Consider the following 18990-nt stretch of genomic DNA (forward strand, 5'->3'; position numbering starts at 1 on the left):
GGAAAAACCATGAAAGATGTCGATGTTGTGATCATCGGCGCCGGTTCTGCGGGCCTTTCGGCGGCAAAAGTGCTGCGTTCAGCCGGTTTGAGCTTCAAGGTGCTGGAGGCGATGGACCGCATCGGCGGTCGCGCCTGGACCAGCAACCGGCATTTCGGTGTGCCCTTCGACATCGGCTGCGCCTGGCTGCATGCCGCCGACCGCAACCCCTATTTCCCCGAGGCTCAGGCCGCCGGATGGACGATGCATCATCACGACATGAACATCGACCATCTCTACTACCGCAACCGCAAGGCGAGCGAGGCCGAGGAAGCCGAGGTCAAGGCAGCGGACGCTGCGATGGCAGCGCTGCTGGAAAACCACAGCGACATGGATGATCGCCTTGGTGCGCTGCTGGCCAAGGGGCGGTCGTCGCGCGCCGCCGCCACCTTCTGCGGGCCGATGGATTTCGGCGCCGACGAGGACGAGATCTCCATCGCCGACTTCAGGAATGCCGCCGACCTCGACCCCAACTACTTCACCAGGGAAGGCTATGGCGCACTCGTTGCGCGTTTCGGCGCCGACGTACCGGTCGAACTTGCCACGCCGGTAACCCGGATCGACTGGGACGGTGCCGGTGTCGCCTGTCTCACCGACCGTGGCACGCTGCGCGCCAGCGCGGCCATCGTCACGGCATCGCCCGGGGTACTGGCCTTCGAGGAGATCGTCTTTTCGCCGGCCCTTCCCGACAGCCACATGGCCGCGTTTTTCGACCTGCCGATGGGCATGCTGACCAAGCTGCCGGTTGAAATCAGGGGCAGCCGCCTCGGACTCAATGCCTTCGACGACCTTCTGGTCGAGCGCACGGCGCGGCATGACATCTATTTCCTCGGCTTTCCGTTCGATCTCGACCTGATGGTCGGTTTTGTCGGCGGCGACTTTGCCTGGGAGCTGTCGGCTGCCGGCGAAGCTGCCGGCATCGACTTCGCCACGGACCGGCTGTGCGAGATATTCGGCAACGACACCCGCCGGCATGTAGGTCGCGCGATGATGACAAACTGGGGCGCCGAACGTTATGTCAGGGGCGCCTATGCCGCGGCGCGGCCAGGCCGCTCAGGGGCGCGCGCGGCATTGATGCAGCCGGTTGGCGAGCGCATCTTCTTTGCCGGCGAGCACCTTGCCGGACCGCTGATCCAGACCTGCGGCGGCGCCCGGCTGTCGGGCGAAGCAGTCGCCAGGCAGGTCGTTGCGCAACTCGCCGCGTAACGCCGGCACATATGAACATGCTACAATTCGTGAGCGGAACCGGTCCCCTGGGTCGGAACTGACAGGTGCTTGGGCCGTTTTCGCCTCCTGAGGGACCAAGAAAACGGAGCGAAAAAATGAAAACCAAGCTGTTGTTTCCCGCTGTGGCGGGCGCGCTTCTCGCCTTCTCCGGCCCGTCATTTGCAGATGTCGCGGTCCAGGCGGCCACCGATCTCAATGTCCGTGCCGGCCCTGGCCCGCAATACCCGGTTGTCGGCGTCATCGGTGCCGGCCAGGCCACAACGCTGCGCGGCTGCCTCGAAAGCAGCAAATGGTGCAGCGTCGCCGATTCAGGCGGCGAGGGCTGGGTCTATTCCGACTATCTGGTCGGTGATTTCGGCGGCCAGCAGGTCGTGCTATCGGCACGCCCGGCCGATTCAGGCATCGTGGTCGTCGATCCGCCAGCCGGCGGCGCCGATGTCGTCATAGATGGGACGACGGGCGCGATCATCGCCGGCGAAGCCATGCCGGCCATCGATCCCCCCGCCGAGGTCCGCACCTATGTGACAGACAACCGGATCGAGCCGGTCTATCTGGACGGCGAAGTCGTCGTCGGCGCCGGATTGCCCGATACAGTCGAACTGACTGAAATCCCCGACTCCGAGTACCGCTATGTCTATGTGAACGGCCAACCGGTGCTGGTCGAACCGTCGACGCGGCGCGTCGTCTATGTGATGCGCTGAGTGAAGCGGCCGCCGGGCACCTGTCCGGCGGCCTCGCCACTTCATACATGGACCTGTGCCAGCGCGCTTTCAGCCGCGTCGTCAAGCGGTCGGAACGAAACGTAGAGCAGCCAGAAGTAGAACCCCGCGACGCCTGTCAGGATCAACCAGCCTGGTGCAAGGCCAAGGCTGGCATTGGCCGCTACCTCCCACAGCGATGAGACAAGGTCCCTGCTGCCGCCGGAGACCTGCAGCTTGGGCGTCGAAATCTTGAGCACCCATGCGAGCAGCAGGATCAGGAACATCCAGATGTAATTGCGTCTCAGCCGCCGCGAGAAGGCATCGGCGTAGGAGATGCGAAACTGCGGCTCCCGGAGGCTGTCGCCAAGCATCTGGCGCCAATTTGCGGTTTCCCCGGCCTCAGGCGAGAAAATCGGTGCGAAGTAATACCGTTCGAAAGTGCGGACGCGCGACCGATAGACGTCAAAGAAGCGGTAGCGCCGTGCTTCGATCCAAAGCAGCAGGAAAATGAGCAGCATGGCAAACAGGAGCACGCCGTGATGAGCGTTGGGTGTCGACAGGGACACCGACATCATCGCGGCCACCACCGTGATCGCCCAGTTGCTCGTCTGGTCTATCCGGTCGCGCCACCCGGCCATCCTGGCCATTTCGGCGCGATGGTAATGTGCCATGGTGTTGACGATTTCGGTCGAGGTTGAAGGCAGCAGCGCGACCTGCTGTGGCAAAGATGAACTGGCGCTTTCGGGCATGGCAGCCTCCCTGGACATCCCCGGAGTGCCTGCATCAGGAAGGGCACAAGCCTCCTGGCGATGCTGTTGCGGCGCGGGCCGGGCCGACGGGTTTGCGGCTGTCTCGGCGGCAGGCCACGCTGGGGGCCCGAATATCCTGCGCCGGCGCAAATCCTATACCTGTTGCGAGGGGATCGCGCGGAAATCGACGACAAAGGTTCAGATTTTCGCCGCGGCTGCTTTCCTGGCTGCCTTGGCCGGACGCTTCATCAAGTGTTCGAAATCCGCCGCCGGCAGCGCCCTGGAGTAGAGATAGCCTTGTCCGACACGGCAGCCCATGGCGTAGAGGGCGGCTTCCTGCGCGCGCGTCTCGATGCCCTCGGCGACGACGGCCAGCCCCATGTCCCTAGCCATGCCGAGCACCGCGCGGACGATCGCGGCATCTTGTGGCTGGCTCAGCATGTCGCGGATGAAGCTGCGATCGATCTTGAGCAGCGTCAGCGGAAAGCGCTTGATGGTGCTGAGCGCGGCATGGCCGGTGCCGAAATCGTCGAAGGCAAGGCCGACGCCTGCCTCGCCCAGCTTGCGGAACGGTGCCAGCGTGCGCTCTTCATGGTCGAGGGCGATGGTCTCGGTCACTTCCAGTTCCAGGGCGTCGGCCGGCAGCCCGTGGCGGGCCAGCGTGGTCAGCACGGTTTCCGCCAGATTTCCCGCATTGACCTGCACCGCAAACAGGTTGACCGCCATGGAGATGGGGGCCAGCCCGCGGGCGCGCCATTCCGCCGACTGGCGACATGCCTCGTCGAGGATCCAGCCGCCGACGGTCAGCGCGCCGGAATGCGATTCAAGCACGGCAAGGAAGTCGGCAGGCGAAAGCAGTCCGCGCGAAGGATGGTTCCAGCGCAACAGCGCCTCGGCGCCCAGCACCTTGCCGCTCTCCAGGCACACCTGCGGCTGGTAGTGCAACACGAATTCGCCGGCTCCGATTGCCCGCAACAGCTCGTCCTGCAAGGCGCGCCGGGCAGCGACCGCGTTGCGCATGTCCGGTTCGAACATGCGGTAGGAATTGCCCTGCTGCCGCGCTCGGTAGAGCGCAAGGTCGGCGCTGGCCAGCAGCTCCTCGGCGTCGCCGCCGTCGCTTGGGGCCACGGCGCCGCCGATGCTGACGCCGAGCTTGATCAGGTGGTCGCCGATCTCGAAAGGCTTTTCGAACGACTGGAGCAGGCTGTTTGCGGCTGCCTCGCCGGCTGAGGGGCTGCCGGTCCCGCGCAGCAATACGGCGAACTCGTCACTGCCGAGACGGGCCACCATGGCATTAGCCTCGAGTGCTGCGGGCAGCCGCACGGCGAGGGCCTGCAGCAGTGTGTCGCCGGTGGCGTGGCCCAACGTGTCGTTGACCTTCTTGAAGCCGTCGAGGTCGATCAGCAGCACGGCCGTTTGCTCGCCGGCGGCAAGCGCTTCCTCGAGGCGCGTGTCGAACTGGAAACGGTTCGGCAGGCCGGTCAGCGTGTCCTGATGGGCAAGGCGATGCAGGCGCATGTCGCGCTGCCGCCGGTCGGAGATGTCGCGGATCATGCCGCCCATCGATACGCCGTCCGGCCCGTGCCAGACCGAAAGCGACAGCTCGATAGGGAACTCGCTGCCGTCGCGCCGAAGCGCTGCCACCTCGACCGTCTTGCCGGTCAGCTTCGACGGAGTGCCGGAGCCGACGCGCGCGATGCCAGCGTTGTGGGCACCGCGCAACCTGGGTGGAATGATCAGGTCGAGCGTGTGGCCGACCATGTCGGACCTGGCGTACCCGAACATGCGCTCGGCGGATTTGTTGACGAAGGTGATGTTTCCCGAGGCGTCGATGACGACCAGCGCGAATTCGATGTTTTCGACAAATCCGCCCAGCGACGAGTCGGAAATGCGATCGCCTCCCGGGGATACGACATGCGAGCCGGCCGCATGGTCACACATGGTGGCAAAACACCCTTATAAAATGCATATAGAGCCCCCCGGCAGGCGGCACACTAGAGGGCAAGTCTTAACAGGGATTGACCGTCGCGCCGCGAATGGTTCGAAAGCTCGCGGGAAATGTGCCTTCTCTTGACTCTCTGGCCTTTTTCCTGTCTACAGCCCACAAATTCCGCGACGAGTTCCACTCCGAGCGGCCGACCGGGACGCCCTTAGCGGCACAAAACGATCCCGGAGGCCAACACCCGGCAGCGCAGTGCGCCCCCGGGTGCTTTTTGGTTTGGTTCGCAGTCGCAGAGGCATTACCTCTCGGTTCGCCACCGGTTGGCTGAGAGAAGGGAAGTTGAATGTTTGAATCGCTGCAAGAGCGACTTGGATCGATCCTCAACGGCCTGACCGGCCGTGGCGCGCTGTCGGAAGCCGATGTCTCGGCTGCCCTGCGCGAGGTTCGTCGTGCCTTGCTCGAAGCGGACGTCGCACTCGAAGTGGTCCGCTCCTTCACCGATCGCGTCCGCGAGAAGGCGGTCGGCGCGGCGGTCCTGAAATCGATCAAGCCCGGACAGATGGTCGTCAAGATCGTCCATGACGAGCTGATCGAGATGCTCGGCTCCGAAGGCGTCGCCATCGACCTCAATGCGCCGGCGCCGGTTGTCATCATGATGGTCGGCCTGCAGGGCTCGGGCAAGACGACGACCTCGGCCAAGATCGCCAAGCGGCTGACCGAGCGCCAGGGCAAGAAGGTCCTGATGGCCTCGCTCGACACGCGCCGTCCGGCAGCGCAGGAGCAGCTGCGCCAGCTCGGCGAGCAGACAAAGGTTGCCACCCTTCCCGTCATTACCGGCCAGTCACCGGTCGACATCGCCAAGCGCGCCGTCCAGGCGGCCAAGCTCGGCGGCCATGACGTCGTCATCCTCGATACCGCCGGCCGTACCCATATCGACGAGCCGCTGATGGCCGAGATGGCCGACATCCGCAAGGTGTCGGACCCGCACGAGATCCTGCTCGTCGCCGACTCGCTGACCGGCCAGGACGCCGTCAACCTCGCCAAGAATTTCGACGACCGCGTCGGCATCACTGGCCTGGTGCTGACCCGCATGGACGGCGACGGCCGTGGCGGTGCCGCGCTTTCGATGCGTGCCGTCACCGGCAAGCCGATCAAGCTGATCGGCGTCGGCGAGAAGATGGAAGCGCTGGAGGAGTTCTATCCCAAGCGCATCGCCGACCGCATCCTCGGCATGGGCGACATCGTTTCGCTGGTCGAGAAGGCAGCCGAAAACATCGACGCGGAAAAGGCCGCGGCGATGGCCAAGAAGATGCAGTCGGGCAAGTTCGACCTGAACGACCTCGCCGACCAGCTTGGCCAGATGCAGAAGATGGGCGGCATGGGCGGCATCATGGGCATGATGCCAGGCATGGGCAAGATGAAGGACCAGATGGCTTCGGCCGGCCTGGACGACAAGATGTTCGGCCGCCAGATCGCCATCATCTCGTCGATGACCAAGGCCGAGCGCGCCAACCCCGACGTCCTCAAGCACTCGCGCAAGAAGCGCATCGCCGCCGGTTCCGGGACCGATGCGGCCGAAATCAACAAGCTGCTCAAGATGCATCGCCAGATGGCCGACATGATGAAGGCCATGGGCGGCAAGGGCAAAGGCGGCGGTCTCATGCGCGGCATGATGGGCGGCCTTGCTTCAAAGATGGGCCTCGGTGGCATGATGCCGGGCATGGGCGGCATGCCCGACCTGTCGAAGATGGATCCCAAGCAGCTCGAAGCGCTGCAGAAGCAGGCGGAAGCCGCCGGCCTCGGCAAGGGCCTCAAGGGCCTGCCCGGCGGCGGACTTCCAGGTGGCGGTTTGCCGGGCCTGCCTGGCGGCATGAAGCTTCCGGGCCTCGGCGGCGGCCTGCCCGGCCTCGGCAAGAAGAAGTGAGGAGCGCGCGATGACCGATATCAATCCTCAGGCGCAGCTCCAGGAACTGCGTGCCTCGATCGACAACATCGATGCCGCCCTGATCCATATGCTCGCCGAGCGCTTCCGCTGCACCAAGGCGGTGGGCGTGCTCAAGGCGACCCATGGCCTGCCGCCGGCCGATCCGGCGCGCGAGCAGACCCAGATCGAGCGCCTGCGCCGTCTGGCCGACGATGCCCATCTCGATCCGGATTTCGCGGAGAAGTTCCTCAACTTCATCATCCGCGAGGTGATCCGGCATCATGAAATGCTGGCCGCCGAACATAACGGTGGCTCAGACAGGACTACCTCCGCCTGAGGCGGAACAAGCAGAACATACCAAACCCAAGACAGAACTATTCAGGAGTAAGACAATGTCCCTTAAGATCCGCCTGGCCCGCGCCGGCTCGAAGAAGCGCCCCTACTACCACATCGTCATCGCCGACGCCCGCAGCCCGCGCGACGGCCGCTTCATCGAGGCGATCGGCGCCTGGAACCCGCTGCTGCCCAAGGATGGCGATCGCGTCAAGATCGACGGCGACCGCGTCAAGCATTGGATGGCGAACGGCGCGCTGCCGACCGACCGCGTTGCCCGCTTCCTCGACGAGGCTGGCCTTGTGAAGCGCGAAACCCGCTCGAACCCGACCAAGGGTGAGCCGGGCAAGAAGGCCCAGGAGCGTCTCGCTGCCCTGAAGAAGGCCCAGGACGATGCAGCCGCAGCGATCGCCGCTGCCGCCGCTGCCCCGGCCGAGGCTTCTGCCGAGTAATTTTCGCCCAACCGGCGAATGGAGAACGGCGGGCCGCAAGGTCCGCCGTTTTCGTTTGCATCTGCCTTGGTTCACCCAACTGGCAGCAGTCGAGCCGCCAGCCGGTCGCTTGACCGTTTCTCGTGGCCGCGCCACCTTGCCACGGCGCGGGCCAGGAGGAGCAGGCGATGTCCAGCAGCACTTCGATCAATGCCGACGGTGTGTCCGAGCCCTTCGCGGCGGAATCCGTGCCGCTCGAGGCCTTTTCGCAGGGCGAGCGTTTCGGTTCGAGTTTCAGGCACCTATCCAATTTCGCAGGCGGCGACCACGTCGGCGTGGCGCTGGAAGAACTCGCGCCGGGCAAGGAATCCAACCCGTCGCACTATCACATGCTTGAGGAGGAGCACGCCTACATCCTCGAGGGCGCGCTTACGCTTCGGCTCGGCGCACGCGCCTATGTCATGAAGGCCGGCGACTATGTCTGCTTTCCGGCAGGGCAAAAGGTCGGGCACTCGCTGTTCAACCATACGAACGAGCCCTGCCGCTATCTCATCATCGGCGAGCGCGATTCCAACGATGTCATCGTCTATCCCGACTCCGGCCGGGTCAGCGTCCGGCTGACCGGGGAGGGCTACCGCAAGGCGGCGACGATGGACTATTGGGAGGGCATCGATACGACCGCTGCCGGAACTGCGACCCCGGCTGCGCACCCTCAGGAATAGAAGAAGTTCTCGGCGGCCAGCATCGGCGGCGGCGTTTCGCCCAAGGCCTCGAACACCGAGATCTCGCAGACGCGGCACAGGCCGTCGAGGGCAAGGTCGTTGGCCTCCATGCCGAAGGGGTCCTCCAGCTCTTCCGAGAGCGCGTCGAGGCCGAAGAAGGTGTAGGCGATCAGTGCGGTAAACAGCGGCGTCGCCCAGCCAGCGGACGCCGCCAGGCCGAATGGCAGGAGCAGGCAGAAGACATAAGCCGTGCGCTGCAGGAGCAGCGTGTAGGCGAAGGGCAGGGGCGTGCCCATGATGCGTTCGCAGCCCGCCTGCAGGGCGGCGATCGCCGACAGCCGCTCGTCGAGGATGCGAAAGTCCATGGCTTCCAGAACCTTGGCGCGCTTGAGCAGGGCGAGCCTCGTGCCCATGCGGCGGATGGTGGCGTCCGGCTTGTTGGTGGCGGCATGGATCTCGTCGACGGCGTCGCCGATGAAGGGGCGGGCTGCCTCGCGCGTGTCGACGCGGCGCAGTTCGCCGCGCAGGAAGTGGCAGAAGGCCAGCGCATCCATCAGGAACGGCCGCAGCTCGTCGCGGTCCGAAATCATCGCGTTGGCGGCGCGCGACAGGTTCCGGATCTCGAAGACCAGCTGGCCCCAAAGCTTGCGCGCCTCCCACCAGCGGTCATAGGCGGCGTTGTTGCGGAAACCGAGATAGATCGACAGCGCGACGCCAAGCAGGGCGAAGGGTGCGACGCCGGCGTCACCCAGGTTGAGATCGAGCGCCTTGATTGCCGCTACCACCACAGCGCCGTAGAGCGCGAAGCCGAAGATCTGCGGCAGGATGCGCGGCACGACGGACCCGCGCATGACGAAGAACAGTTTCAGCAGGCCGGTGCGGGGACGGACGATCATGTGGGCGGAAACCTCTGGCGGTGCCGTGAGGCCGCCATTGTGCGCCGAAGGCTATCGGGAAGTCACCTCAAAATGCGACGTCGGTGCCAGTTTCGTCGAAATGATTCAGTCACTTGGCCGCTCGACGCGGGCTACCGCCATTTGCTGGGCCGGCCAGCGTTCAGCGACGTGTGTTCTTGCCGGCCAACAGTTCCAACAGACTGCGGAACGGACCGCCGCGGCGAAGCTTGCGAACCTCGGCTGCCAGCTCCGCGGTCCTGCCCGAGAGTTCGCCCATGGCGAAATGAAACTCCTCGCTTGGTCCCACCCCTTCGCGCAGCTTGATGAAGCGGGGGTCGAAGATACGGTTCTGCTGGAGAAACATTTCGAGGATCGCGGCCAGGGCCAAATCCTCCTCGGAGGCGATCTTCCTGGGCCAATCCCGTTCGGAAAGGACCGCGCGATAGATCGCCTCGAGTTGCCGTGCGCCTTCGTCGCTGTTGAAGTTCCGCCTGACATGCTGGGTCACGCCGGCTGCGTCGTCTGGCCGATAGGCGGCGATTTCCCTGTCCAGGACTTCAGGTGACGCTGCTTCGGAAAGCGCGCCATAGGCAAAGTTGACGGCAGCGAAACCGTCGAGCCGTTGCCTGGTCACCAGGCCGCCGATGCCGAAACGGTCGGCGTTGATGACGGCGCGGCCTTTGGCCAGCGCTTCGAGCGCCATTCGTCCGCTGGCGAAGACCAGGTCGACACCATCGAGGCGCTTGACGACATCGTCGGCTGCCTTTGCCACCAATTCGCCGCGGAAGGCGATGCCGCGCCGTTCGCACGCTTCGGCAATCAAGTTGGCGAAGGGAATGGTGCCGGGGTGGGCAAAGATCGCGGCCGTGTGCAGCTTCACCGGTGCCGGTGCGGCGGGACCGACGCGCTTGAGGTCGATGGTGTTTGGCCAGAACGTGACGCGTGACGGCGGTAGGCCGTTTTCGTCGACAAGCCGACCGCGCAGCACGCTGCGCACATAGAAATAACGCCTGATGCGGGGATGAACGGGGGGCGCATCCTGGTCGCTGGCGAAGTCATGGCAGGCAAACACCGCCGGCGTGCCGGGAAAGCGGACGAGGGCGGCGATCGTGGGACCCGTGTGGTGGCCGTGAATGATTTCGGGCACTTCACTGAGCGGCGCCAGCGAAGTCACCACCGGCGAGCCCGTCGCGCGGATTTCGGCCGCCGCCGGGCCAGTCACGGGCGCGAAGGTGACGACCGAATGGCCGCGCCGGCGCAGCGCCAGCACCATGTCGCGGACGAGCGTTTCCGTGCCGCTGCGGCCGGTCAAGACGGCATTGGTCATGAGAATGCGCAGCGGGCGATCTTGGCCGTTTGCGTCTGTCACAGGGCTGGAATGCGCGGCGTCGCCGCTGTCACGCGCCATGGCTGGTGGTCCCGATTGCTGGCGCCCGCACCGCCCATCAAGCAATGCTAATGTAGCGTAGCCGGAATCGGGGTCAAGCTTGAGACCGACACCGAGGCGCACGCCCCGGCATCAAATCGTGTCGTGCCGCGTCGCAGGCCATGCCCGACGCGGCACTTTTCCGAGGCTGGCCTCAGGCTGCCTTCTTCTTTGGCGCAATCAGGCCGCGCTCGACCAGCAGTTCGGCGATCTGCACGGCGTTGAGGGCGGCACCCTTGCGTAGATTGTCGGAGACGATCCACATCGACAGGCCGTTGTCGATGGTCTGGTCCTCGCGGATGCGCGAGATGTAGGTCGCATCCTCGCCGGCCGAGTCGAGCGGGGTGGCGTAGCCGCCGTCCTCGCGCTTGTCGATGACCAGGCACCCCGGTGCTTCGCGCAGGATGTCGCGTGCCTCGTCGGCGGTGATCGGCTTGTCGAATTCGATGTTGACGGCTTCCGAGTGGCCGATGAACACCGGCACGCGTACGCAGGTGGCGGTCAGCTTGATCTTGGGATCGAGCATCTTCTTGGTCTCGGCGACCATCTTCCACTCTTCCTTGGTCGAGCCGTCGTCCATGAAGACGTCGATGTGCGGAATGACGTTGAAGGCGATGCGCTTGGTGAACTTCTTGGCTTCGACCGGGTCGGCGACGAAGACGGCGCGCGTCTGGGTGAACAGCTCGTCCATGCCTTCCTTGCCGGCGCCCGAAACAGACTGGTAGGTGGATACGACGATGCGCTTGATGGTGGCTGCGTCGTGCAGCGGCTTGAGCGCCACGACCAGCTGGGCCGTCGAGCAGTTCGGGTTGGCGATGATGTTCTTCTTGGTGAAGCCGGCAATCGCGTCCGGGTTCACTTCCGGAACGATCAGCGGCACGTCCTGGTCATAGCGGAAGGCCGACGAGTTATCGATGACGACGCAGCCCTGCTTGCCGATCTTGGGCGACCATTCCTTGGAAATGTTGCCACCGGCCGACATGATGCAGATATCGGTGTCGGAGAAGTCATAGGTGTCGAGAACCTTGACCTTCAGCGTCTTGTCGCCGAACGACACTTCGGTGCCGAGCGAGCGGCGCGAGGCCAGTGCGACGATCTCATCGACCGGAAAGCCGCGTTCCTCGAGGATGTTGAGCATTTCCCGGCCGACATTGCCCGTGGCGCCGACGACTGCAACCTTGAAACCCATATCGAAAATCTCCTGTCCCTCTCCGCTCGCTTCTGGAGAAAACCCGCTGGCCGTTGCGGGCTTCATCCCCCGGGCCGGACCCGGGAGAGGGTGAGCAGGCCAAGGGAAATCACACCGTTTTGGTGGTGGTGGTTTTGGCCATGGTTTTGGTCGAAAGCAGGGACGCGGTTGCGCGCCCGGCACGATGGTTGGCATCGTGGCCGGGGAAGTCGAATGCGAAAAGCGCCATCAAGAGGCCGCGCATCGGAGGGTTCCCTGTTCGCCGCCGCTTTTAGCCGGTTTGCGTGGAGAGTCAATCGGGGCCGGAGCTGTCGGCCTCCGGCGCTTGTGATTTGACCTTTGTCGCCTGGTACCTAGGCTCGCCGTGGATCGATTGACGGAGGAGCCCCATGGAAATCCTGTCGAAACGCGTCCCCATCGTCGCCGCTCTGGCTGTGGCTGCCATGTTCTCGCTGCCGGCACTTGCCCATCACGGCTGGTCCTGGACCCAGGACGGCTTTTTCGAGCTCAAGGGTGTCATCGCCGAGATCTACATCGGCAATCCGCATGCCACGCTCGACGTCGATGTCGAAGGCGATATCTGGCGGGTGGAACTCGCCCCGCCGGCGAGAACGATCGCGGCGGGCTTCAGCGACGAGGTCGCCAAAAAAGGCGACGAGGTCACCGCGATCGGAAACCGTTCGCGTGACGAAACCGAAAACCGCATGAAGGCAGTCCGGATCGTCGTCAACGGCAAGACCTACGACGTCTATTCGGACCGCGTGCCGCCGAGCTGAGTGGGATCGGGGGACGTGGAGCCGCTGCAGGCTATCGAGCAACTCGACGCCGTCAAGCTGCTCAAGACCTCGTACTTTGCCTACCCGGTGGTCAATGCGGTCCATATCGCCGCCATCGGCGCCTTGCTCACCTCGGTTGCGCTGATGGACCTGCGCATCCTCGGCGCCTTTCGCGCCCTGCCGGAGCGCCCCTTCGTGGCGCTGTTGAGGCGGCTTGCCTTCCTCGTTTTCGGGGTGGCCGTGCTCACCGGTCTCGTGCTGTTTTCGGTGCGCGCGTCGCACTATGCGCAGATGCCGGTGTTTCTCGCCAAGATGAGCCTCATCGTCCTCGCCGGCGCCAATTTCGCGGCGTTCGCCACCGTCGACAAGGGGCTCGATGCGAGTGTCCGTCCACCGGTGCCACGCGTGCTTGCCGCAACCTCAATCGTGCTGTGGTGTGCCGTCCTGCTGTGCGGCCGCTTCATCGGGTTTCAGTGAAGCTACTTTTCCTTCAGCTTGATGCGGGGGAAACGCAGCGGCGGCCACTCCTCGGTGGGCATGGGTTGCGCCAGCAGCTCGGTGAGCTCGGCGGGCAGGCCGACATGCGCCTGCTTGGTGGCGACGCCGTCGGCGATGCTGATGACGCTGTCGTAGAACTCCAGCCCCATCGCCGATTTCGGCGGGGTGGCCTCGTGCATCACGCTGATCACGGTGACATCGGGGCAGTTGTCCTTGATCGCCTGGTGGAAAGCGATCTTGGCCTCCGGGTCGAGTGCGGCGGTGGCCTCGTCAAGGAACAGCAGGCCGGGCTGGAGCAGGAGAATGCGGGCCACCACCAGCTTCTGCTTCTGGCCGCCCGAGAGCACCTGGTCCCAGACCTTGCCCTCGCGCATCTCCTCGCCGAGATGCTCGATGAAATCGCCGAGCCCGGCCTTGTGCAGGGCGACCGCGACACGGGCCTCCGAATGCTCGTCGGCACTGCCCGGCAGGCAGACAAGCTGCTTCAGCGACACTTGCGGCAGCTTGACGTCCTGCGTGGCGTAGAAGGATTTCACCCCCTCGGGATAGATGATGGCACCGCGGCCATACGGCCACAGCCCGTTGATTGCCTTGACCAGGGATGTCTTGCCGCAGCCGGACTCGCCGCGCACGAAGATCCATTCGCCGCGCCTGAAGCGCAGGTTGGAAACGGTCAGGAACGGCGTTGCGTCGCTGCCCCGATGCATCAGTTCGAGATTGCGCACGGTCAGGCCGAAGATTGCGTTCTGACCGCCGTAGCTGAAATCGGAATGACCGGTGAGGCCGTAGAATTCCTGCGGCCGCTGGACGTCCTCGATTGCGTTGGCAAGGTCGATGACGCGCTGGCTGTTGGCTCTCAGCGTGGCGATCGCCGGCATGACGTGGATGAACCACGAGCACTGGTTGATCAGCGAATTCACCAGCTCGGCGCCGGTGATGTAGCCCTTCAGGTTGATCTGGCCATGCATGTAGGGCAGCAGGCCGGGACCGTAGGCGACGAAGCGGGCGGCGACGAAGTTGTAGATGAGCTCGAACGACATGTAGCCGGCATTGACCGTATTGAGCCGCCCCCAAGTCTTGTCGATGTCGAGATAGAGCCGGTCGTGCATCGACCGCTGCACGCTCTCGCCGCGCGAGGCCGCGACGTGGAAGCTGCGGCGCAAGAAGGTCGTCAGCTCGCCGCGGTAGCTGCCCTCGGCCTGCTGCATCCGGATGCTGAGCCGCTCCATCAGCCCGCCCAGCTTGATGGCGATGTAGGTGTTGAGCGGGACATAGGCGCCGACCGCGCCGATCGCCAGCACGAAGCTGCCGTAGTTGCCAAGGAACTCCAGCCCGCGCACCGAGGTCGAGGTTTCCAGAAGCTTCTGGCCGACGAAGAACAGCGAGGCGGCAACGCTCATGACGCCCATGGCCAGGCCGATCGCGCCGCCGGTCATGCCCTTGATCGAATCCTGGACGCGCTGGTCGATGTTGTCTGGGGGAGGAGTGCCGACGCCCGCGGCGTCGACGCCGCCGTGCTGGACATGGAAATGGGTGTGATTGCCGTCGAGCAGGGCGGCGTTGAAGCGGCTGTTGAGCCAGCCTCGCCACTTTCGGTGCAATGTGGTGGAGAAGAGATGGCGGATGCCGGTAAAGCCCGCATCCTTGATCAGCACGAGAAGAAGCAGCGTGCCGGCACTGGTAAGCAGAGACGCCAGCGGCGTCAGGTTTGTCGGGTCGTGGAAGAAGGCAATCGAATTGACCAACTCACCGGAGGCTTCGGCCATCCAGACGCTGGCCTTGCTGGAAAGTGCAGTGAGGAGGGCTATCACCAGCGTCAGCCCCCAGGCTTCCTTCCAGCGATCCGACATCCAGTAGGCCCGCATCAGGCCCCAGAAGTTGAGCATCGCCGAAACCGGCGTCAGGGGAGGCGGCCTTGCGGCGCCGCGACGCCATCTGTTCACCGATGGATCTCGAGGTCTGTCGACCCGAATCACTGTTTTCCTGCCCCAGTGCCCATTTGCTATTGAAGGGTAACATGAGTTGAGCATTTCACAGTCAACATGTGGTTACCGGCTAATCAATGCATCGCGAGCGTTGCTGGAGGGCAACTGTCCGCTGTCTCCCCACTACCCCTGCCGCATTCCTCACCCGCGCTTGCGGTGCAGCCGAGTTTGGAACAATCTTCGCTCCAATCACGAGGGCGACAGATGCGTGGGGACGTACTGCATTACGACGAGACCCAGGGCTTCGGCTTCATCGCCGGAGCCGACGGAAATCGCTACACCTTCGCCCGCGAGGACCTGAGGCACTTGGCTGCGGTGAGCAAGGGCGCTCAGGTCGAGTTCCAGCCGAGCGGCGGTCAGGCGCGGGAGGTTTTTGCCATCCAGGCTCCGCTTGCCGCTTCGTCGGCCTCGGCTCCGGTACGGGCTGCGACACCACAGCATTTCGGCCGCTTCGCAACCGAGGCTGCATCGTCCTCGACCGGCCTGTGGGGCTATTTCCGGCGCGGATTGACCGAAAACTACGTCAATTTCCGCAGTCGCGCCCGGCGCAAGGAATATTGGGGTTTTTATCTGTTCTGGGCGATTTCGGCGGTCGCGCTCTCGACCGTCGGCTTCGGCATCGATGGGTTGCTCGGCAACCTCGATGCCGGACTGGAGGAGCCGGTCGCCGGCTTCGCCTTGCCCGGCCTGTTCGTGCTGGCTACGCTGTTGCCCGGCATCGCCATGACCGTTCGCCGTATCCACGACCTCGGCCTGTCGGGCTGGTTTTGTCTGCTGATGCTGCTGCCCTATGTCGGCGGGCTGATCACCTTGGTGTTTTCGCTGCTGCCGTCGCAGAAGCACGACAACAAATGGGGGCCGGTGCCGGCGGGGGTAACGGTTCCCCCGCCCTACGTTCCGGCCGCCTAGTCGTTACGCGAAGAACTTCGCGATGATGGCGTCGCCCATCTGGGTCGTGCCGACCTCGGTCTTGCCCTCGGACATGATGTCCTTGGTGCGCAGGCCGTCGTCGAGCACGGCGGCGATTGCCGCTTCCAGCTTGTCGGCCTCGGCCACCATGTTGAACGAGTAGCGCAGGCACATCGCAAAGGACGCGATCATGGCGATCGGGTTGGCGATGCCTTGGCCGGCGATATCGGGCGCCGAGCCATGCACCGGCTCGTAGAGCGCCTTGCGCTTGCCGGTGAGGGCGTCCGGTGCGCCGAGCGAGGCCGAAGGCAGCATGCCGAGCGAGCCGGTGAGCATCGCGGCAACGTCCGACAGCATGTCGCCGAACAGGTTGTCGGTGACGATGACGTCGAACTGCTTGGGCCAGCGCACCAGCTGCATGCCGCCGGCATCGGCCAGCATGTGGTCGAGTTTGACGTCGGCGTACTTCGCCTTGTGGGTGGCGGTCACCACCTCGTTCCACAGCACGCCGGACTTCATGACGTTGCGCTTTTCCATCGACGTCACGCGGTTCTGGCGCGTGCGTGCCAGTTCGAAGGCGACGCCCGAGATGCGCTCGATCTCGAAGGTATCGTAGACCTGCGTGTCGATGCCGCGCTTCTGGCCGTTGCCGAGGTCGATGATCTGCTTGGGCTCGCCGAAATAGACGCCGCCGGTCAGCTCGCGCACGATCAGGATGTCGAGACCCTCGACCACTTCCTGCCGGAGCGACGACGACGATGCGAGCGCGGGATAGCAGATCGCCGGACGCAGGTTGGCGAACAGTTCCATGTCCTTGCGCAGGCGCAGCAGGCCGGCTTCAGGGCGGACCTCGTAGGGCACGGCATCCCACTTCGGGCCGCCGACGGCGCCGAACAGCACGGCGTCCGCCGCCATCGCCTTTGCCATGTCGGCATCCGAGATCGCCTGGCCGTGGGCGTCGTAGGCCGAGCCGCCGACGAGGCCCTCGTCGGTGGTAAAGCCGCTGCCGAGCTTGTCGTTCATGGCCGCAATCAGCTTGCGGACCTCGGCCATGGCCTCGGGGCCGATGCCGTCGCCGGGGAGGAGAAGAAGATTGCGCGTCGCCATGGAAAGCCTTTCCGAAAGATGCGTGAACCGCGGTCTTGCTAGCCTTGGCGGGGCGCGCGTGCAAGCGGGAAAGGCGCGGATTTCTTGAATCTCTGGGCTGCTATGTGTATGTTTGCGGCAATCCATACACATAGGTGTGTCATGCGCACGAATATCGATATCGATGACCGCTTGATGAAGAAGGCCATGAAGGCCACTGGCCAGTCGACCAAGAAAGCCACCGTCGAGGCCGCCTTGCGCCAAGTGGTCGCGATTTCGGAGCAGGTGGCTGCTCTCGAGGCTATGCGAGGCATGGGGTGGGACGGCGATCTCGATGCCATGCGCAACGATTGGACACCCGATACCGACTGGGGCCTTGAAGACAGGAAATGATCGTCGTCGATACCTCGGTCTGGATTTTCGCCCTACGCGATGTGCAGCGCGAGAGTGTTGCCAAGCTCCACCGGGCAACGGCGCAGGGCAAAATTCTGCTCGGCGACATGGTGTTGCTCGAAGTCTTGCGCGGCGCCCATGACGACCGGCATGCAACCTTTCTTGAAACCCATTTGCGCAAGTATCCCATCGTGCCGATGATGGACGATCGGCTGGCGGTAGCGGCCGCGGCCAACTATCGCCATCTGCGGGCGCGCGGCATCACCATCAGGGCGCTTGCCGATCTAATCATCGCCACCTTCTGCATCGAGCACGGTCATATGCTTTTGCACGACGACCGCGACTTCCTTCCGATGGCCGAGTACCTCGGCCTCCAACTCGCTTGAGCCGCACGCCTGTCGCCAGCAGCGCATTCACGCGCGCTTCAGCGCCGTCACCTCGATCTCGATCTTCATCTCGGGCTTGTTGAGCTGGCAGACGATCATCGTTGCCGCGGGACGAATGTCGCCGAAGGTCTCGCCGAGGATCGGGAACACCAGGTCCACATAGGCCTGGTTGGTGATGTAGTAGTGCGCGCGCACCACGTCGGCCATGTCGAAGCCGCCGTCTTTCAGCGCCTTGGCGATGGTCGCCAGGCAGTTGCGCGTCTGCGCCTCGACGCTCTCCGGCATGGTCATGGTGGCATAGTCGTAGCCTGTGGTGCCTGAGACGAAGCACCAGTCGCCCTGGACCACCGCGCGCGAATAGCCGGCGGTCTTCTCGAAGGGCGATCCTGTCGAAATCAGTTTTCGCATGGCTTTTCTCACTCTCCCTGTACAAGCGACTTGGTCAGCGCGTCCTTCATCTCTGCCGGCCACTCGGCCAATGCCGGCCAGGTGCTGGGCTCGGACGTATCGCCCTGCTTGGCGAAGTACAGCTTCTTGCCCGCGGTATCGACGCCGATGAAGGAATCGTTGACGCCGCAGGCATGGGGCACGCAGCCGGTGGCGAAGACCAGGCCCGAGGCTGTCCTTTCGGGTCCGCTCGACACCGAAAGGCCGAGCGCCACGCCCTCGAGCTGGTCGCCCAGCATGGCGCTTGCGGCCTGATAGAGCTCGGCGTTGTCGAAGAAGTCTACGGGGTAGGCGATGTTCTCGACCTTGAGTTCGGCCCAGGTCGTGCCGGGCTGCGGCGTGAACGCCAGCTCTCCGGCTACGGTCAGCCCATCGTCAAGCGACCACTTGCGCACGGGCGCCTTGGTGCCGGGCAGCAGGTAGGGCACGAAATAGAGCGTGTCGCCAGTGACAGCCGCAGGCGGGGTGCCGCATTCGCCGTCGCCGACGACGGTCGACTGGATGCCGGCGCCGCGTTTCCAGGCGAGCACGGTCTCCGGGCCGCAGGCATTGCCGCCGTCGCCGAGCGCGAAGATCGCCACCTTGGTGCCGCTGACCTCGACCGTGCGATCGTGGAAGGCGACGTAGTTCCTGGCGATTTCCTTGCCGTCGTAGGCGACGATCTTTTCGCCTTCGGCGTTCTCGGCGATGGTGAAGTTGCCGCCTTCGAAGGCGATCGTCTGCGGGCCGTCGTCCTGGGCCAGCGCCGCGGTCGAGGCGGTCAACGCCAGCGCGAAAGCTGCAACGAGGGCGGAAGATTTCATGGTCTGCTCCTGGAGATCGACATGCGAAGTCACGGAGCGGCCGATGTCCGTGCGCGCTCCGAATCCCGAGGTGCGACCATGGCATGGCGCGGCAGGCCAGTCAGCCGGAGCCGATTGTTCCAGCAAAA

Annotated in this window: 21 protein-coding genes; 11 read left to right on the forward strand and 10 right to left on the reverse strand. The window is 64.5% G+C overall.

The genetic code is table 11. The features are described 5' to 3' along the window. The first annotated feature begins 9 nt into the window (after positions 1-9). Together CO731_RS04835 and CO731_RS04840 are read left to right on the forward strand one after the other, a co-directional pair. Entirely contained in the window at positions 10-1245 is a 1236-nt protein-coding gene (locus tag CO731_RS04835; RefSeq protein WP_108606187.1) for an NAD(P)/FAD-dependent oxidoreductase, read from the forward strand. Positions 1246-1361: 116 nt separating this feature from the next. Then, the gene (locus CO731_RS04840) at positions 1362-1967 is read left to right on the forward strand and encodes a DUF1236 domain-containing protein (protein ID WP_108606188.1); all 606 of its coding nucleotides are present in this window, start codon (positions 1362-1364) and stop codon (positions 1965-1967) included. A 41-nt stretch (positions 1968-2008) separates the two neighbouring features. Here CO731_RS04840 and CO731_RS04845 read toward each other — a convergent pair whose 3' ends face one another. Next, complete coding sequence (locus tag CO731_RS04845; protein WP_108606189.1) at positions 2009-2734, reverse strand: DUF2270 domain-containing protein; 726 nt, start codon at positions 2732-2734, stop codon at positions 2009-2011. Between the two features lie 180 nt (positions 2735-2914). Further along, a complete protein-coding gene (locus CO731_RS04850) occupies positions 2915-4657 on the reverse strand; it encodes an EAL domain-containing protein (RefSeq protein ID WP_245439625.1) in 1743 nt (580 codons plus the stop codon). Positions 4658-5001: 344 nt separating this feature from the next. Here CO731_RS04850 and ffh point away from each other — a divergent pair, with 344 nt between their 5' ends. The 4 genes from ffh to CO731_RS04870 all read left to right on the forward strand — a co-directional run bounded on the left by ffh (position 5002) and on the right by CO731_RS04870 (position 8068). Beyond that, positions 5002-6582 (forward strand): signal recognition particle protein, encoded by a 1581-nt coding sequence (ffh, locus tag CO731_RS04855; protein ID WP_108606190.1) that lies wholly within the window; start codon positions 5002-5004, stop codon positions 6580-6582. A 10-nt stretch (positions 6583-6592) separates the two neighbouring features. After that, positions 6593-6919 carry a chorismate mutase gene (locus CO731_RS04860; RefSeq protein ID WP_108606191.1) on the forward strand — a complete coding sequence of 109 codons (327 nt, stop codon included), beginning with the start codon at positions 6593-6595 and terminating at the stop codon, positions 6917-6919. A 55-nt stretch (positions 6920-6974) separates the two neighbouring features. Beyond that, entirely contained in the window at positions 6975-7367 is a 393-nt protein-coding gene (rpsP, locus tag CO731_RS04865; protein WP_108606192.1) for a 30S ribosomal protein S16, read from the forward strand. Positions 7368-7534: 167 nt separating this feature from the next. Further along, the gene (locus CO731_RS04870; RefSeq protein ID WP_108606193.1) at positions 7535-8068 is read left to right on the forward strand and encodes a cupin domain-containing protein; all 534 of its coding nucleotides are present in this window, start codon (positions 7535-7537) and stop codon (positions 8066-8068) included. Here the strand turns inward: CO731_RS04870 and CO731_RS04875 are convergent. The 4 genes from CO731_RS04875 to CO731_RS29500 form a co-directional block, all read right to left on the reverse strand. Beyond that, positions 8059-8964: a bestrophin family ion channel gene (locus tag CO731_RS04875; RefSeq protein ID WP_108606194.1), complete on the reverse strand. Its 906-nt coding sequence runs from the start codon at positions 8962-8964 to the stop codon at positions 8059-8061. The genes CO731_RS04870 and CO731_RS04875 overlap by 10 nt on opposite strands. A 160-nt stretch (positions 8965-9124) precedes the next feature. After that, a complete protein-coding gene (locus CO731_RS04880) occupies positions 9125-10372 on the reverse strand; it encodes a glycosyltransferase (protein WP_108606195.1) in 1248 nt (415 codons plus the stop codon). A gap of 172 nt (positions 10373-10544) precedes the next feature. Continuing rightward, positions 10545-11579: an aspartate-semialdehyde dehydrogenase gene (locus CO731_RS04885; RefSeq protein WP_108606196.1), complete on the reverse strand. Its 1035-nt coding sequence runs from the start codon at positions 11577-11579 to the stop codon at positions 10545-10547. Positions 11580-11688: 109 nt separating this feature from the next. Continuing rightward, a complete protein-coding gene (locus CO731_RS29500; RefSeq protein WP_256371662.1) occupies positions 11689-11823 on the reverse strand; it encodes a hypothetical protein in 135 nt (44 codons plus the stop codon). 145 nt (positions 11824-11968) lie between these two features. On the opposite strand from CO731_RS29500, the gene CO731_RS04890 reads away from it, so the two are divergent. Both CO731_RS04890 and CO731_RS04895 read left to right on the forward strand, forming a co-directional pair. Continuing rightward, entirely contained in the window at positions 11969-12355 is a 387-nt protein-coding gene (locus CO731_RS04890; protein WP_108606197.1) for a DUF6152 family protein, read from the forward strand. 15 nt (positions 12356-12370) lie between these two features. Further along, a complete protein-coding gene (locus CO731_RS04895) occupies positions 12371-12832 on the forward strand; it encodes a DUF6644 family protein (protein WP_108606198.1) in 462 nt (153 codons plus the stop codon). Positions 12833-12834: 2 nt separating this feature from the next. Here the strand turns inward: CO731_RS04895 and CO731_RS04900 are convergent, their stop codons facing one another. After that, complete coding sequence (locus tag CO731_RS04900) at positions 12835-14739, reverse strand: ABC transporter ATP-binding protein/permease (protein WP_108606199.1); 1905 nt, start codon at positions 14737-14739, stop codon at positions 12835-12837. 303 nt (positions 14740-15042) lie between these two features. Here CO731_RS04900 and CO731_RS04905 point away from each other — a divergent pair, with 303 nt between their 5' ends. Then, positions 15043-15747, forward strand: coding sequence for a DUF805 domain-containing protein (locus CO731_RS04905; protein WP_108606200.1), 705 nt, complete (start codon positions 15043-15045; stop codon positions 15745-15747). A 3-nt stretch (positions 15748-15750) separates the two neighbouring features. Here the strand turns inward: CO731_RS04905 and leuB are convergent, their stop codons facing one another. Further along, positions 15751-16854 carry a 3-isopropylmalate dehydrogenase gene (gene leuB / locus CO731_RS04910; RefSeq protein ID WP_108606201.1) on the reverse strand — a complete coding sequence of 368 codons (1104 nt, stop codon included), beginning with the start codon at positions 16852-16854 and terminating at the stop codon, positions 15751-15753. A 141-nt stretch (positions 16855-16995) separates the two neighbouring features. Here leuB and CO731_RS04915 point away from each other — a divergent pair, with 141 nt between their 5' ends. After that, positions 16996-17226 carry a type II toxin-antitoxin system VapB family antitoxin gene (locus tag CO731_RS04915; protein WP_108606202.1) on the forward strand — a complete coding sequence of 77 codons (231 nt, stop codon included), beginning with the start codon at positions 16996-16998 and terminating at the stop codon, positions 17224-17226. Beyond that, the gene (locus CO731_RS04920) at positions 17223-17612 is read left to right on the forward strand and encodes a PIN domain nuclease (protein ID WP_108606203.1); all 390 of its coding nucleotides are present in this window, start codon (positions 17223-17225) and stop codon (positions 17610-17612) included. Before CO731_RS04915 ends, CO731_RS04920 begins: the two co-directional genes overlap by 4 nt. A 27-nt stretch (positions 17613-17639) precedes the next feature. Here the strand turns inward: CO731_RS04920 and CO731_RS04925 are convergent, their stop codons facing one another. Both CO731_RS04925 and CO731_RS04930 read right to left on the reverse strand, forming a co-directional pair. Next, positions 17640-18020: a RidA family protein gene (locus CO731_RS04925; RefSeq protein WP_108606204.1), complete on the reverse strand. Its 381-nt coding sequence runs from the start codon at positions 18018-18020 to the stop codon at positions 17640-17642. Positions 18021-18028: 8 nt separating this feature from the next. Continuing rightward, entirely contained in the window at positions 18029-18862 is an 834-nt protein-coding gene (locus tag CO731_RS04930) for a hypothetical protein (RefSeq protein WP_108609627.1), read from the reverse strand. Between the last annotated feature and the right edge of the window lie 128 nt (positions 18863-18990).

This window comes from Aminobacter sp. MSH1 (assembly GCF_003071665.1).
Taxonomy (GTDB): domain Bacteria; phylum Pseudomonadota; class Alphaproteobacteria; order Rhizobiales; family Rhizobiaceae; genus Aminobacter; species Aminobacter niigataensis.